Here is a 15,575-nt window from a genome sequence, read left to right as displayed (position 1 = left end):
ATTTATTTCCGATCAAACCAGTTCGACGTCGACCACACCTGGGGCGGAGCGCAGCGCCGCGGCGATCTCCGGCGAAATCCGGAACTTCTCGCTCAGTTCTACCTCGATCTCGCGCTGACCATTGTCCTTGATGACGACGAAGGAGACGAGACCATCGCCCCTGGTGTTGAGGTGCGATGCGATCGATTTCAGCGGGCCGGAATCGCGCACATAGACGCGCAGCGCCTTCTGCAGCTGCAGCGATTCTTCCTCCAACGAGCGCAGGGTCTGGATGCGCAGACCGATACCTTCCGGCCGCTCCTCTGCGGCAACGGTCATCACAAGCGATTTTCCCGGTTCCAGGAGGTCACGATACTGGTGCAGCATTTCGGAGAACAGCACCGCCTCGAACTGACCGGAAGAATCCGAAAAGGCGATGATGCCCATCTTGTTGCCGGTACGCGTCTTGCGCTCCTGCTTCGAGGTCACGGTGCCGGCGAGCCTACCGGCGGTCGCGCCCTTCTTCACCGCACCGGCGAAATCGCCGAAGGTCTGCACCCGCATCTTGGCAAGCAGCGCATTGTAGGTGTCGAGCGGATGGGCGGAGAGATAAAAGCCCAGCACCTGGAACTCACGATGCAGCTTTTCCGAAGCAAGCCAAGGCGTATAGGTCGGGAGCGCGATGCGTTCCGGACCCGTTGCGGCACCCGCACCGAACATGTCGCTCTGCCCGCTCGTCTTGTTCTCTTGCGCACGTTGCGCGAAGCCGAGGATGCGGTCGAGCCCACCGACCAGTTCGGCCCGGTCATAGCCGAAGCAGTCGAACGCGCCGGCGGCGATCAGACTTTCAAAGACGCGGCGGTTGAGAAGTTTGGGGTCGATCCTCAGGCAGAAATCTTCGAGGCTTGCAAAGGTTCTGTCGCCGCGAACCTCGACGATGTGCTCGACCGCTGATTCGCCCACACCCTTGATCGCCGCCAGCGAGTAATAGATGCGGCTTTCGCCCGTTTGGAAATGCCGGAATGAGGTCTGCACCGACGGCGCGATCACCTCAATGCCCAGGCGCTTCGCATCCTGACGGAAGTCGTTGACCTTTTCGGTGTTGGACATGTCGAGCGTCATCGACGCGGCCAGGAACTCTACCGGGTAGTGCGCCTTCATATAGGCGGTCTGGTAGGAGACGATCGCGTAGGCCGCCGCGTGCGACTTGTTGAAGCCGTAGTTGGCGAACTTGGCGAGAAGGTCGAAAATCAGGTCAGCCTGCGGCTTCGACACCTCGTTCTTGACAGCACCGTCGACGAAGCGGGCGCGTTGCTTGTCCATCTCCTCCTTGATCTTTTTGCCCATGGCGCGGCGCAGAAGATCGGCCTCGCCGAGCGAATAACCCGAGAGCACCTGGGCGATCTGCATCACCTGCTCCTGGTAGACGATAACGCCCTGCGTTTCCTTGAGCAGATGGTCGATCTTCGGATGGATCGATTCGACTTCTTCCTCGCCATGCTTGCGGGCATTGTAGACGGGAATGTTCTCCATCGGCCCGGGGCGGTAGAGCGCCACCAGCGCGATGATGTCCTCGATGCAGTCGGGCCGCATGCCGATCAGCGCCTTGCGCATGCCGGCACTTTCCACCTGGAACACGCCGACGGTCTCGCCGCGCGACAGCATTTCGTAGGTCTTCAGATCGTCGAGTGGAATGCTCGCGAGGTCGACCTCGATGCCGCGCTGCTTCACGAAATCGACGGCGACCTTCAACACGGTCAGCGTCTTCAGGCCGAGGAAGTCGAACTTGACGAGACCCGCCTGCTCCACCCACTTCATGTTGAACTGGGTGACCGGCATGTCGGAGCGCGGGTCTCGATACATCGGCACGAGCTGCGACAGCGGACGGTCGCCGATCACGATACCGGCGGCGTGGGTCGAGGCGTGACGGTAGAGACCCTCGATCTTCTGGGCGATATCGAGAAGGCGGGCAACGACCGGTTCCTTCTCGGCTTCCTCCTGCAGGCGCGGCTCTTCCTCGATCGCCTTGGAGAGCGGTGTCGGGTTGGCGGGATTGTTCGGCACCAGCTTGCAGATCTTGTCGACCTGGCCGTATGGCATTTCGAGCACGCGGCCAACGTCGCGCAGTGCGGCGCGCGCCTGCAGCGAACCGAAGGTGATGATCTGCGCCACCTGCTCGCGGCCATACTTGCGCTGCACGTAGCGGATCACTTCTTCGCGCCGGTCCTGGCAGAAGTCGATGTCGAAGTCGGGCATCGAGACGCGCTCAGGATTGAGGAAGCGTTCGAACAGCAGCGAGAAGCGCATCGGATCGACGTCGGTGATCGTCAGCGCATAGGCGACCAGCGAGCCTGCACCCGAACCACGGCCCGGTCCGACGGGGATATCGTGCTGCTTCGCCCATTTGATGAAGTCGGCAACGATCAGGAAGTAGCCGGGGAACTTCATGCGCTCGATAACGCTGAGCTCGAAGGCCAGGCGTTCGCGATATTCCTCTTCGCTGTAGCCGGGCGCCATGCCGAGCCTGGCCAGACGTTCTTCGAGCCCCTCCTCCGCCTGGCGACGCAGCTCGTCGGCCTCGGCGCGTTCGGCCTCCTGCGGATCGGCCGTGGCACCAGTAAAGCGTGGCAGGATCGGCCCACGGGTCTTCAGCATGAAGGAGCAGCGCCGCGCGATTTCGACGGTGTTTTCCAGCGCTTCGGGCAGATCCGCAAACAGCGCCGCCATTTCCTTGCGGCTCTTGAGGTAGTGATCCGGTGTCAGGCGGAAACGGCTGTCATCCGAAACCATCGCATTGTGCGCGACCGCCATCAGGGCATCATGCGCATCGTAGTCGGACGGCGACGGGAAGAAGGCTTCGTTGGTGGCAACCAGCGGAATGTCGAACTTGTAGGCAAGGTCGATCATCCGGCTCTCATGGCGCCGGTCGTAGCCTCCGTGCCGCTGCAGCTCGATATAGAGGCGATCGCCAAAGAGATCGTGCAGGGCTTCAAGGCGGGCTTCCGCCAGTGCTGTCGCGCCCGCCTTCAGGGCCAGATCCACCGGACCGCCTGATGCACCTGTCAGCGCAATCAGCCCATCCGTACCGCATTCGGCAAGCCACGAGCGCATGATACGGGTCGCCTGGCTGCCCTCACCGCTGAGATAGGCTCGGCTTACCAAGTCAACGAGCCGCGTATAGCCGTCATCGGTCGCGGCGATCAGGACGATTGCGGGGAGCTTTGCGAGCTGGTGCGCGTGGCCGCGCCGTTCGCCATCCACCCCATCTTCCATGTCGATGGAAAGCTGACAGCCGGTGATCGGCTGCAGTCCGTCGCCGGCTGCTTTCTGGGAAAACTCGAGCGCGGCAAAGAGATTGTTGGTATCTGCTATCCCGATCGCCGGCTGATTATCGGCAACCGCCTTGCCGATGACCTTCTTCAGCGGCAGCGCACCTTCGAGCAGAGAGAAAGCCGAGTGGACACGCAGATGCACAAACTGCGGGTCCGTACCAAGCGCTTCGCTCGATGCTGCTTTGCCGTCATCTGCCATTATTCGCACCCTGATTCCTGTCTGGACGGCAGGATATCCCGTTTATCATCCGACATGTCCAGTTTCACCTGACACGTCGTCCCCCTTATTCAATCCAGGGGGCGAAATTCGGGAGGCGCGTGAGAGAAAATAGCGGCGCTCCTCAGAGGCCGAGTGCGATGAAAGAGATGCTTGCGATGAACAGGCTCATCGAAGCGAAGGCGGCGAGGTCACGAACAAAATCAGTCATAACATGGCTCCTTTTCCGTTATGTTTTTACTTTGTTCCATTTTTGTTCACTCGTCAAGCGATGCACAGGCGTTCTGTTCACGATGGTTAACACGGCCGGCGAATGCCGGTTAATAGCCGGGAAGCCGCTTGAGGAAAGCGCCATGCGCGCATATTGAGAGGAACAACCAAGCGGAGCGCTCCAACATGTCTGCACGCCTGATTCTGCCGTTGCTTATGCTGCTTCCCAGTGCCGCGTCGGCGACGGAAACGATCGATCCCGCACGTATTGTCTCCGCCGCAACCGGCGACTGGGACAAGGACGGGGATACGGATCTCGCGCTGATCGTGCGGCCCGCAGAGGGCAGCGACGACGACAACGGCGTCTATATCTACCTCGCAGGCGACAATGGCGCGCTGGCGCTGAAGTCGTCGATCCCGAACAAGGTCTGGGGGCAGTTCGATGTTTCGGGACAGGCGCCTTCTATCGAGGCACTGCCGAATGGCTCGCTGGTTGCCACCAGCCACAACGACGCCATCGGGCGCGACCGCTGGGAACAGAAACTGACGGTTGCCTACCGCAATTTCGAGTTCGTGGTCGCCGGCTACACCTACTCATCCTATGACACCCTCGATCCCGACAACACTTCGCAATGCGACCTCAATGTGCTGACCGGCAAAGGCAGAGCTAGGGACAAGGCCATTTCCGTCAAAGGCGAACTCGTCCTTCTCAAGGACTGGAGCGACGACCGCGGCCAGAAGGCTTGCGGCATTCAATAGCCGGGAGATCGTTCCCTATTTGTTCTTTACAGCTTTCGCGGATCCGTGCATCCTCGACAAAGAACATACGAGGAGCGATCATGACGTCGCTCGAACAACTCACGGACTTCATCGTCGAGGCAAAATCACGGGCCTATGTAGGCGGCGGCACGCCGCGACCGTCGTCGCGCCCGGGCTCACACGACATCGGTTACGAGCGGGATCGCTGGCGCTATCTCGACAGCTACTTCGGTGGGAGCGACTTTGCCGGACAGGAGACCGTCTGGCGGGGGGATGAGCCCTACTGGGCGATGAACTATTTCGGTCGCATCATCCGCCCTGAACTCATCGACGGAGCAAAAGCGGGACAGGTGATCAAGGCTGCCCTGCAGGCGATGTATCGGGAGAAGCGGCACTTTCTCGGCGGCATGCAGTTTCGCCATGCCCACGGCTACTACATCGACAGCAGCTGCGGTCTCACGGAACATTTTTCCGGTCACGAGGTCATCTTCGTCGACGGCGAGGAAGCCTATGAGCTCGACTATCGCGGCGGCCTGATCAGGTGTTGAGGCAACACCTAAAGCATGTGGCGCAAAAGTGCGCAGCGGTTTTGCGATAAAGACGTGCGAGATATCGATAACCAAGAGCGAAACGAGCAAATCTGAAGGCGACGCGCTTTGGGGGCCAGCGACGAGGATGGCCGGCGACGACGGCAATCGTTGAGGCCCTACGCGCATTCATTTAAGAGACATCCTCGTCAATCGTAACGCAGGGCCTGCACCGGATCGAGGCGCGAGGCGCGCCAGGCCGGAAAGATCGTGGCGAGGAAGGAAAGGGTGAGCGCCATGACGATGACGAGAGCAGTCTCATCCGCATTCATGTCGGCCGGGAGTTGGCTCAGGAAGTAGAGCTCGGGGCTGAAAAGAGTGGTTCCGGAGATCCAGGAGAAGAACTGCCGGATGGATTCGATGTTGAGGCAGACGACGACGCCGAGCGCCACGCCGGCCACCGTTCCGGCAACACCGATCGCAGCACCCGTCATGAAGAAGATGCGCATCACCGAGCCTGAGGTTGCGCCCATCGTTCTGAGGATAGCGATATCGCTGCCCTTGTCCTTCACCAGCATGATCAGGCCGGAAATGATGTTCAGCGCCGCGACCAGTACGATCAGCGTCAGGATGATGAACATCACGTTGCGCTGGACCTCGAGTGTCGAAAAGAAGGTCTTGTTGCGGTCGCGCCAGTCGGTGATGAAGATCTGCCGGCCTGCGGCATCCTCGATCGGCTGGCGCAGTTCGTCGACGACATCGGGGTGCTCGACGAAGATCTCGATCGACTGCGCAAGCCCCTCGGCATTGAAGAAGAGCTGCGCTTCTTCAAGCGGCATGAAGATGATCGTCGAATCGTATTCCGACATGCCGATCTCGTAGATAGCCGAGACGGTGTAGGCCTTGACACGCGGGTTCATGCCGAGCGGCGTCACGTCGCCATTGGGCGAGGTCAGCGTGATCGTGCCGCCGACGCGGATACCGAGCTGCTCGGCCATGCGCGAGCCGATCGCGACACCGGAGCCCGAGGCAAAGCCGACCATGTCGCCAGACTGGATATGATCGGAGACCGACTTCATCTTGCCGAGATCGTCGGCGCGGATGCCGCGCACCAGCGCGCCGGTCGAGCTGTCGCCAACGCCCTGGGCCAGAACCTGGCCCTCGACCAGCGGGATCGCCATGGTGACACCCTTGACGCCCGAGAACTTGGTCGCCAGCTCCGCGTAATTGTTGAGCGGCCCGTCGATCGGCTGGACGATCATGTGGCCGTTTATGCCGAGAATGCGGGAAATCAGCTCGGTGCGGAAGCCGTTCATCACGGCCATGACGATGATCAGCGTCGCGACGCCGAGCATGATGCCGATGAAGGAGAAGCCTGCGATCACCGAGATGAAGGCCTCCTTGCGCCTGGAGCGCAGGTAGCGCCAGGCGACCATGCGCTCAAAAGCGGAAAAGGGACGGCTGGAGGACTTTTCAGGCCGCGCCGCGGCCTGCACCTGATCTTGCACCACGGCGGTCATCCTGCCTTCCCTCGCCTCATCACTTCTTTGCGGTCAGCTTGTTGATCGCAGCTTCGACGGTCATCAAGGGCGGCTAGGGTTCAGGACGAGAGACCGAAAGGCAGACTGACAGCGGCGGCGCGTGGTCATCACGTCCGCGGCCGCATCATCACTTCATCTCTACGACCTTGCCGTCCTCGATCGTCACACGCCGATCCATCAGCCCGGCGAGTTCATGATTGTGCGTGGCGATCAGGGCCGCGAGGCCCGACTGGCGCGCCAGTGCCTCCAGCGCCTCGAAGACGTAGCCGGCGGTTTCCGGATCGAGATTGCCCGTCGGCTCGTCGGCAAGCAGCACCAGCGGCGCATTGGCGACGGCACGCGCGATCGCGACGCGCTGCTGCTCGCCGCCGGAGAGTTCCGCCGGGCGGTGATCGGCGCGGTGGCCGATGCGCATGTAGTCGAGCAGCGCCCTTGCGCGGTCGGCGGCCTCGGCCTTGGCCAAGCCAGCAATCAGCTGCGGCATCATGATGTTCTCAAGCGCCGTGAATTCGGGAAGCAAGTGGTGGAACTGATAAACGAAACCGATCTCGTTGCGGCGGATGGCCGTGCGCCGATCGTCGTTGAGGCCGCCACAGGAGACGCCATTGACCAGCACCTCGCCACCGTCCGGGCGCTCCAGCAACCCGGCGACATGAAGAAGCGTCGACTTGCCGGTTCCCGAGGGTGCTACCAGCGCAACCGTCTCGCCGCTTCTCAACGTGAAATCCGCACCCTTGAGGATGGATAGAAAGGTCTCGCCCTCTCCGTAGTGTCGCTCAACGCCGGTAAGCTGCAGTGCCACGCGCGCATTCATTCAGTTGATGTCCTTGTCATTCGTAACGCAGGGCCTGCACCGGATCGAGGCGCGAGGCGCGCCAGGCCGGAAAGATCGTGGCGAGGAAGGAAAGGGTGAGCGCCATGACGATGACGAGAGCAGTCTCATCCGCATTCATGTCGGCCGGGAGTTGGCTCAGGAAGTAGAGCTCGGGGCTGAAAAGAGTGGTTCCGGAGATCCAGGAGAAGAACTGCCGGATGGATTCAATGTTGAGGCAGACGACGACGCCGAGCGCCACGCCGGCCACCGTTCCGGCAACACCGATCGCAGCACCCGTCATGAAGAAGATGCGCATCACCGAGCCTGAGGTTGCGCCCATCGTTCTCAGGATAGCGATATCGCTGCCCTTGTCCTTCACCAGCATGATCAGGCCGGAAATGATGTTCAGCGCCGCGACCAGCACGATCAGCGTCAGGATCATGAACATCACGTTGCGCTCGACCTCGAGCGCCGAGAAGAAGGTCTTGTTGCGGTCACGCCAGTCGGTGATGAAGATCTGCCGGCCTGCGGCATCCTCGATCGGCTGGCGCAGTTCGTCGACGACATCGGGGTGCTCGACGAAGATCTCGATCGACTGCGCAAGCCCCTCGGCATTGAAGAAGAGCTGCGCTTCTTCAAGCGGCATGAAGATGATCGTCGAATCGTATTCCGACATGCCGATCTCGTAGATAGCCGAGACGGTGTAGGCCTTGACGCGCGGATTCATGCCGAGCGGCGTCACGTCGCCATTGGGCGAGGTCAGCGTGATCGTGCCGCCGACGCGGATGCCGAGTTGCTCGGCCATGCGCGAGCCGATCGCGACACCGGAGCCCGAGGCAAAGCCGACCATGTCGCCAGACTGGATATGATCGGAGACCGACTTCATCTTGCCGAGATCGTCGGCGCGGATGCCGCGCACCAGCGCGCCGGTCGAGCTGTCGCCAACGCCCTGGGCCAGAACCTGGCCCTCGACCAGCGGGATCGCCATGGTGACACCCTTGACGCCCGAGAACTTGGTCGCCAGCTCCGCGTAATTGTTGAGCGGCCCGTCGATCGGCTGGACGATCATGTGGCCGTTTATGCCGAGAATGCGGGAAATCAGCTCGGTGCGGAAGCCGTTCATCACGGCCATGACGATGATCAGCGTCGCGACGCCGAGCATGATGCCGATGAAGGAGAAGCCTGCGATCACCGAGATGAAGGCCTCCTTGCGCCTGGAGCGCAGGTAGCGCCAGGCGACCATGCGCTCAAAAGCGGAAAAGGGACGGCTGGAGGACTTTTCAGGCCGCGCCGCGGCCTGCACCTGATCTTGCACCACGGCGGTCATCCTGCCTTCCCTCGCCTCATCACTTCTTTGCGGTCAGCTTGTTGATCGCAGCTTCGACGGTCATCGTTTCCCGCTCGCCGGTCTTGCGATCCTTGACCTCGACCTCGCCGTTGGCGATCGAACGCGGACCGACGATAATCTGAACCGGAACTCCGATCAGGTCCGCCGTCGCGAATTTCGCACCGGCGCGGTCGTCCGTGTCGTCGAGCAACGCATCGAATCCAGCCTTGCCGAGTTCGGAGTAGAGCGTCTCGCAGGCGCTGTCGCAAGCGGCATCGCCGGCCTTCATGTTGATGATGACGCCATCGAACGGCGAGATCGACTTCGGCCAGATGATGCCGTTGTCGTCATGCGAGGCTTCGATGATCGCCGGCACAAGGCGGGTCGGGCCGATGCCGTAGGAACCCATGTGCACGGCATGCTCCTTGCCGTCGGGGCCGAGCACCTTGGCACCCATGGCTTCGGAATACTTGGTGCCGAAGTAGAAGATGTGGCCGACCTCGATCCCGCGCGCTGACAGACGGTCGCCCTCGGCAACAGCATTGAAGGCTGCCTCGTCGTGCATTTCCGATGTCGCAGCGTAACGCGAGGTCCACTTGTCGAAGATCGCCTTGAGACCGGCGACGTCATCAAAATTGGTTTCTTCGCCGGGAATGTCGAAGCCGAGGAAGTCCTTGTGGCAGAACACTTCGGATTCGCCGGTGTCGGCGAGGATGATGAATTCGTGGCTCAGGTTGCCGCCGATCGGGCCCGTGTCGGCGCGCATCGGAATAGCGCGAAGGCCCATGCGCGCGAAGGTACGCAGATAGGCTGCGAACATGCGGTTGTAAGCGTGTTCAGCCCCTTCCCGGTCAAGGTCGAAGGAATAGGCGTCCTTCATCAGGAATTCGCGCGAACGCATGGTGCCGAAGCGCGGACGGATCTCGTCGCGGAACTTCAGCTGGATGTGGTACAGGTTGAGCGGCAGGTCACGGTAGGACTTCACGTAGGACCGGAAGACGTCCGTGATCATTTCCTCATTGGTCGGGCCGTAAAGCATCGGCCGGTCCTGACGATCCTTGATGCGCAGCATTTCCTTGCCATAGGCGTCGTAGCGACCGCTTTCCTGCCAGAGCTCGGCGGACTGCAGCGTCGGCATCAACAGTTCGACTGCGCCCGAGCGGTTCTGTTCCTCGCGGATGATCGCATTGACCTTGTCGAGAACCCGCTTGCCCAGTGGCAGCCAGGTATAGATGCCCGAGGACTGCTGCCGGATCATGCCCGTGCGGAGCATGAGGCGGTGGGAAACGATTTCCGCTTCCTTCGGATTTTCCTTCAGGATGGGCATGAAAAAGCGGGACAGGCGCATGACGGGTTCCAGAACTTGATGAACGTCGCACTATCGGCGGATTCGGGCGAAATGACGTTGAGCTCAGGTGCCTTCTTCGCCGGTAGGCTGGCAAGGGCGACCGTTGCTTCGCGGGGTCGAGCTCTCCATTATCCATCGCCGACATTGCCAGCGTGAACCTTTATGAGCCTTGCGTTCATAGCTGCTTCGCAGGCGGAAGAAAACCCTACTCTCAGGCCAATGCCGGAAAGATCGGAACCACTGATTTTGAGGGGATAAGACGAGCAAAGTCTGCGTCAAAAGAGCACGCTAGTAACAATATTACGACAGGTATTGTCAACGGGAATATTTTACCCGAGTGTAGCAAAAATGCAAAAAAACAGGATGACAGCGCTTAATGTTTGGGCTAATTTCGGCTCACAAAACAGGCATGAAGACTAAATTCTTGCCGACTTTCGCGGTCAAGTCTTGGGAGGATAAGATCTTAGGCGCGCTTAGTCGCTGCCGCCGGCAACGGATGAAAGATCACGCGAAACTTGAAAAACAAGGCTTTTAGCCTTGTTTTTTTTTGCTTTTCCCACACCCTCTCAAGCACGAAGCAGTACAAAAAATTGAACTATGTCAATTTGGCGGCGGTCAACCCTGCCATTGCCCTGGTTCCTCCCGCAACATAGCCCCGGCGATCATCGCGACACCGAAAATCCGCCTCGAGATCCTCAGATTTCTGCAACCCGCTTTGCGGCCCGGTCAGTCCGTCCGCTCGGGCGATATTCTCAATAAAACTTCGGGTAAAACCGCGGGATGGAGTCGATGCCGTAGCCCAGCTTGACGGAGACGATGTACCAGGCGAGCTGAATGACAGCCGCAATGGCCGTGGTCAAAAGTACGACCCGTTTCGCATTGAACTTGGCCGGCGCGCTTTCGACGCTTCCCGGGACGACGCTGTTCTCCTCAGCCTGCGTGCGTACTCCCAGCGGAAGGACGGCAAACAGCGTGATCCACCAGATGATGAAGTAAATGGCAAAAGTTGAAAACAGTGGCATATCCGGCTCCCGGTGAAGGCAATCGACGCAACGACCGAAGGCCATTTCGTTGCGACTTCCGCGACATTCTGTCCGCCTTATAACGCCGCCTGCCCGATCAGACAAACAGCCATCGCGCGGTCAACTGTCACACCTCTTCGAGTTCGATCAGCGTACCCTGGAAATCCTTGGGGTGCAGGAAAAGCACCGGCTTGCCATGCGCACCGATCTTCGGCTCGCCATCTCCAAGAACGCGAGCTCCGGCCGCCCGCAGCGCGTCGCGGGCGACGAGGATGTTTTCCACTTCGTAGCAGATGTGGTGCATGCCGCCCGAAGGGTTCTTCGCCATGAAGGCGGCGATCGGCGAGTTCTCGCCGAGCGGCTCCAATAGCTCAACCTTGGTGTTGGCCAGCGTGACGAACACGACTGTTACGCCGTGTTCCGGCAACGCTTGCGGCTCGGTCACGGACGCCCCCAGCGTCGAGCGATAGCTTTCGGTGGCAGAACCAAGATCCGGCACGGCGATGGCGATATGGTTCACTCTTCCGAGCATTGCGTTCCTCCCGCTATGACGTACCTCAACCGGTCCCGCTTACATTGCCACGAAACGACCGGCAATCAGACCTTGGTGACAAAAACCGTTACAATCGGCTTCTTGCCCCAGGTCTGGTTGGCTGTGCTGCGAACAGCACGGCGGACCGCTTCCTGCAGCATGGCGAGATCCTTGCGCTTTGCCCGCGGAATGCTTTCCACCGCACCGAGGATCGCGTCATAGAGCGTATCCTCCATATCCTCGCCCTCGTCGTCGAACTCCGGCAGACCGATCGCCACGATATCCGGGTCGCCGAGGAAATCGTAACGGCTGTCGAGAACGACGTTGACGGCGACGTGCCCTGCGAAAGAGAGCTTGCGGCGCTCGCCGATGCCCATCTCCTCGAAATCGCCGATGAGGTTGCCGTCCTTGTAGATGCGGCCGTGCGGCGCTTCGTCAATGACCTCGGCCGGGCCCGGTGCGAGGCGCAGCATTTCACCGTTGCGGAGGCGCGGGACGCTGGCGATGCCCGATTGCTGGCCAAGCTCGGCATGGGCCGTCAGATGGGCGGCTTCGCCATGAACCGGAACGAGGATCTGCGGGCGCAGCCACTGGTACATCTGCTGCAGTTCGGTGCGGCGGGGGTGACCGGACACATGGACCAGTGCTTCACTGTCGGTGATGATGTGGATGCCCTGCTCAACCAGGCCATTCTTGATGTCGTTGATCGCCTTCTCGTTGCCCGGGATCGTGCGTGAGGAGAAAACGACCGTATCGCCGGCGGAGAATGCGACGTTGCGCATCTCGTCGCGTGCGATCTTGGCAAGGGCGGCCCGCGGCTCGCCCTGACTGCCGGTCAGGATGACGACGACCTTGTCGCGCGGCACGTAGCCGAACTCGTCTTCAGCCAGAAACGGCTTGATGCCTTCCATCAGCCCGAGGTCCCGAGCGACGGCGACGACGCGTCGCATCGAACTGCCGAGCAACAGGACGTCACGCCCCGCCTCCTCAGCAGCCTCGGCGATCGAGCGGATGCGCCCGACATTTGATGAGAAGGTCGTGATCGCAACCCGGCCTTCCGCATTGGTGATGATTTTCGCCAGGCTTTCCGACACTTCCTGCTCCGACGGTGAAACGCCGTCGCGCATCGCATTTGTGGAATCGCAAACAAGCGCCAGCACGCCTTCGTCACCGATCTGACGGAAGCGCGTCTCGTCCGTCAACGGACCGAGCGACGGATGAAGGTCGATCTTCCAGTCGCCGGTGTGGACGACGGTGCCGGCCGGCGTGCGGATGATCAGCGACATCGGCTCGGGGATCGAATGGTTGACGCCGACGGCCTCGATCTCGAACGGGCCGACATTGATGCGGTCGCCCTGCTTGAAGATCGTCACCGGGATCTCGCCGCGACTCTTTTCGAAATCGCGCTTGGCCTCCAGCATGCCCGCCGTGAACGGCGAGGCATAGACCGGAACGTTGAGACCCGGCCAGAGATCGTTCAGGCCGCCATAGTGATCCTCATGGGCATGGGTGATGATGATGCCCTTCAGATTGCGCCGCTCTTCCGCCAGGAAGCTGATATCGGCCAGCACCAGATCCACCCCCGGAAGTTCCGGTCCCGGAAACGTCACGCCGCAATCGACCATAATCCACTGGCGGTTACCGGGCTTTCCGTAGCCGTAAAGGCCGAGGTTCATGCCAATTTCACCGACGCCGCCAAGCGGCAAGAACACCAGTTCTTCGTCCTGCGCCATATTGTAATGCGCCCTTATACTAGGAATTATCCGAAAAATACGTCGCCGGCGGCAATCGCCTGCATCGTGCCTGACCCGGTATCGAGCATCAACCGTCCGGTCTCATCAATACCGGCAAAGCGGCCCGAAAGCGACCGGTCCGGCAGGTTCACTGTAATCGTTTCACCGATGCCGCGGGCGGCCGCCCGCCATTGCTCGATTGTCGTTGCAATGCCTGCGCCGCGCTCCCACAACGACAACGTCTCCGCCATCGTCACGAACAGCCGCGCGAAAAGTTCGTCCGGCGAAACCGAGGCGCCCTCCCTCCTCAACGAGGTGACGGGATAGAGGGCCTCGTGCGGCTGGACGGCAATGTTGATGCCACAGCCAATGACCAAAGCCTGGCGCCCATCGGTCAGCGCCTCACCTTCGAGCAGAATGCCGCAGGTCTTCTTGCCATCGATGAGGATGTCGTTTGGCCACTTGATCTCGACAGGGGCTGCACCCGGCGGCATCACCTGGCGGATTGCCCGGTGCACGGCGACGGCAACCGCAAGCGGCAAGGAATGCAGATGCTCGATCGGCGCCGGATCGATCAGGAGAAGCGAAGCATAGAGATTGCCGGGTTCCGAGACCCAGGCGCGGCCCCGACGGCCGCGACCGCCTGTCTGCGTGGCGGCCGTGACCCAGAGATTGCCCGGGTCACCCTGGCGCGCACGCGCCAGGCATTCGCTGTTTGTCGAGCCGACCGTATCGAGAGCGACGTGCCGGAAATCGTCTGGCGATATCCGGCCGCCGCTTTCAAGGCCGATCAAAAGAATGTCCGCGCCGCAACCTCGGCAGCGCTTCCAAGCGGGCCGCCGATCAGGACGTATCCGAGGACGAACAGGCCCGAGAGACCGAAGACCAGCTTCAGTTCACCGGCCGTACGGGCAAACTCGCCCTTGGCTTCATCGAACCACATCACCTTGATGACGCGCAGATAGTAGTAGGCGCCAACGACGGATGCGAGAACACCGATGATGGCGAGGGCATAGAGCTGGGCTTCGATCGCCGCCATGAAGACGAAGTACTTCCCGAAGAAACCTGCCATCGGCGGGATGCCGGCGAGCGAGAACATAAGGACGGTCAGCACGCACGCCATGAAGGGGTTCGTCTGCGACAGGCCAGCGAGATCGTCAACGTTCTCGACGTTCTCGCCTTCCTTGCGCCGCATCGCGAGGATGCAGGCAAAGGTGCCGAGCGTCATGACCATATAGATGAGCATGTAGAGCAGCACGCCGCGAACGCCTGCCATCGAGCCGGCAGCAAGGCCGACCAGCGCGTAACCCATGTGACCGATCGAGGAATAGGCCATCAGGCGCTTGATGTTGCGCTGACCGATCGCCGCGAAGGAACCGAGCAGCATCGAAGCAATCGAGATGAAGACGATGATCTGCTGCCAATCGGCAACGACGGGCTCGAACGCATTGATGACGATACGCACCAGGATCGCCATGGCCGCGACCTTCGGTGCTGCCGCGAAGAAGGCGGTGACCGGCGTCGGCGCACCTTCGTAAACGTCAGGCGTCCACATGTGGAACGGCACGGCCGAAATCTTGAACGCGAGACCGGCGAGCACGAAGACGAGACCGAAGATCAGGCCGAGCGAACGGCCTTCCGCCGTCAGCGCAGCCGCGATCTGGGTAAAGCCGGTGTGGCCCGTGAAACCGTAGATCAGCGACATGCCATAGAGCAGCATGCCTGAGGAAAGCGCACCGAGCACGAAGTACTTGAGGCCGGCTTCGGTCGAACGCACGCTGTCGCGGTTGATGGCGGCGACGACATAAAGCGCCAGCGACTGCAATTCCAGCGACAGGTAGAGCGAGATCAGGTCGTTGGCCGAGATCATCAGCAGCATGCCGAGCGTTGCCAGCACCAGAAGCACCGGGAACTCGAAACGGTCGATCTGGGCGGATCGCGCGTGGCCGACCGTCATCACCAGGGCGGTGATCGAGCCGATCAATGCCAACACCTTCATGAACTTGGCGAAGGGGTCGGAGAGGAAGGCGCCGCCATAGGCCGAGCCTTCACCGGTCTTAAGCACGAGCCAGAGGCCTGCGATGATCAGAAGCGCAACCGCAAGGCCGGTGACGGTCGAAGCCGACTTTTCGCCGGCGAACACGCCGATCATCAGCAATGCCATTGCGCCGACCGCGAGGATCAACTCGGGGATCGAGAGTTGCAGGCTTGCAAGGAGGGTTTCAGCAGTCATG

The 15,575-nt window shown here is 61.0% G+C and carries 12 protein-coding genes; 2 read left to right on the top strand and 10 right to left on the bottom strand.

Annotated features, from left to right (window positions below; genetic code table 11):
- Positions 1-12: 12 nt before the first annotated feature.
- Entirely contained in the window at positions 13-3,510 is a 3,498-nt protein-coding gene (gene dnaE / locus LAC81_RS05185) for a DNA polymerase III subunit alpha (RefSeq protein ID WP_223726979.1), read from the bottom strand.
- A 414-nt stretch (positions 3,511-3,924) separates the two neighbouring features.
- Between dnaE and LAC81_RS05180 the strand changes: the two genes are divergently transcribed.
- Positions 3,925-4,497 (top strand): FG-GAP repeat protein, encoded by a 573-nt coding sequence (locus tag LAC81_RS05180; protein ID WP_223726978.1) that lies wholly within the window; start codon positions 3,925-3,927, stop codon positions 4,495-4,497.
- Between the two features lie 80 nt (positions 4,498-4,577).
- On the top strand, positions 4,578-5,045 hold the full coding sequence (locus tag LAC81_RS05175) for a DUF5680 domain-containing protein (RefSeq protein WP_223726977.1): 468 nt from the start codon (positions 4,578-4,580) through the stop codon (positions 5,043-5,045).
- Between the two features lie 188 nt (positions 5,046-5,233).
- Here LAC81_RS05175 and LAC81_RS05170 read toward each other — a convergent pair whose 3' ends face one another.
- The 9 genes from LAC81_RS05170 to nuoN all read right to left on the bottom strand — a co-directional run bounded on the left by LAC81_RS05170 (position 5,234) and on the right by nuoN (position 15,574).
- The gene (locus LAC81_RS05170) at positions 5,234-6,544 is read right to left on the bottom strand and encodes a lipoprotein-releasing ABC transporter permease subunit (RefSeq protein WP_223726976.1); all 1,311 of its coding nucleotides are present in this window, start codon (positions 6,542-6,544) and stop codon (positions 5,234-5,236) included.
- Positions 6,545-6,692: 148 nt separating this feature from the next.
- On the bottom strand, positions 6,693-7,379 hold the full coding sequence (locus LAC81_RS05165) for an ABC transporter ATP-binding protein (RefSeq protein ID WP_113541559.1): 687 nt from the start codon (positions 7,377-7,379) through the stop codon (positions 6,693-6,695).
- Between the two features lie 16 nt (positions 7,380-7,395).
- Positions 7,396-8,706 (bottom strand): lipoprotein-releasing ABC transporter permease subunit, encoded by a 1,311-nt coding sequence (locus LAC81_RS05160; protein ID WP_223726975.1) that lies wholly within the window; start codon positions 8,704-8,706, stop codon positions 7,396-7,398.
- A gap of 19 nt (positions 8,707-8,725) precedes the next feature.
- A complete protein-coding gene (gene proS, locus LAC81_RS05155) occupies positions 8,726-10,054 on the bottom strand; it encodes a proline--tRNA ligase (protein ID WP_223726974.1) in 1,329 nt (442 codons plus the stop codon).
- 752 nt (positions 10,055-10,806) lie between these two features.
- On the bottom strand, positions 10,807-11,076 hold the full coding sequence (locus tag LAC81_RS05150; RefSeq protein WP_057252306.1) for a DUF1467 family protein: 270 nt from the start codon (positions 11,074-11,076) through the stop codon (positions 10,807-10,809).
- 127 nt (positions 11,077-11,203) lie between these two features.
- Complete coding sequence (mce, locus tag LAC81_RS05145; RefSeq protein WP_223726973.1) at positions 11,204-11,608, bottom strand: methylmalonyl-CoA epimerase; 405 nt, start codon at positions 11,606-11,608, stop codon at positions 11,204-11,206.
- Between the two features lie 65 nt (positions 11,609-11,673).
- Positions 11,674-13,341 (bottom strand): ribonuclease J, encoded by a 1,668-nt coding sequence (locus LAC81_RS05140; RefSeq protein ID WP_223726972.1) that lies wholly within the window; start codon positions 13,339-13,341, stop codon positions 11,674-11,676.
- 26 nt (positions 13,342-13,367) lie between these two features.
- Positions 13,368-14,135: a biotin--[acetyl-CoA-carboxylase] ligase gene (locus LAC81_RS05135; RefSeq protein ID WP_223726971.1), complete on the bottom strand. Its 768-nt coding sequence runs from the start codon at positions 14,133-14,135 to the stop codon at positions 13,368-13,370.
- Entirely contained in the window at positions 14,132-15,574 is a 1,443-nt protein-coding gene (gene nuoN, locus LAC81_RS05130; RefSeq protein WP_113536954.1) for an NADH-quinone oxidoreductase subunit NuoN, read from the bottom strand. Before nuoN ends, LAC81_RS05135 begins: the two co-directional genes overlap by 4 nt.
- Position 15,575: the final 1 nt, after the last annotated feature.

The organism is Ensifer adhaerens, assembly GCF_020035535.1.
Lineage (GTDB): Bacteria > Pseudomonadota > Alphaproteobacteria > Rhizobiales > Rhizobiaceae > Ensifer.
The sequence above is the reverse complement of the archived record's forward strand: the minus strand, read 5'-3'. Positions and strand labels throughout refer to the sequence as shown.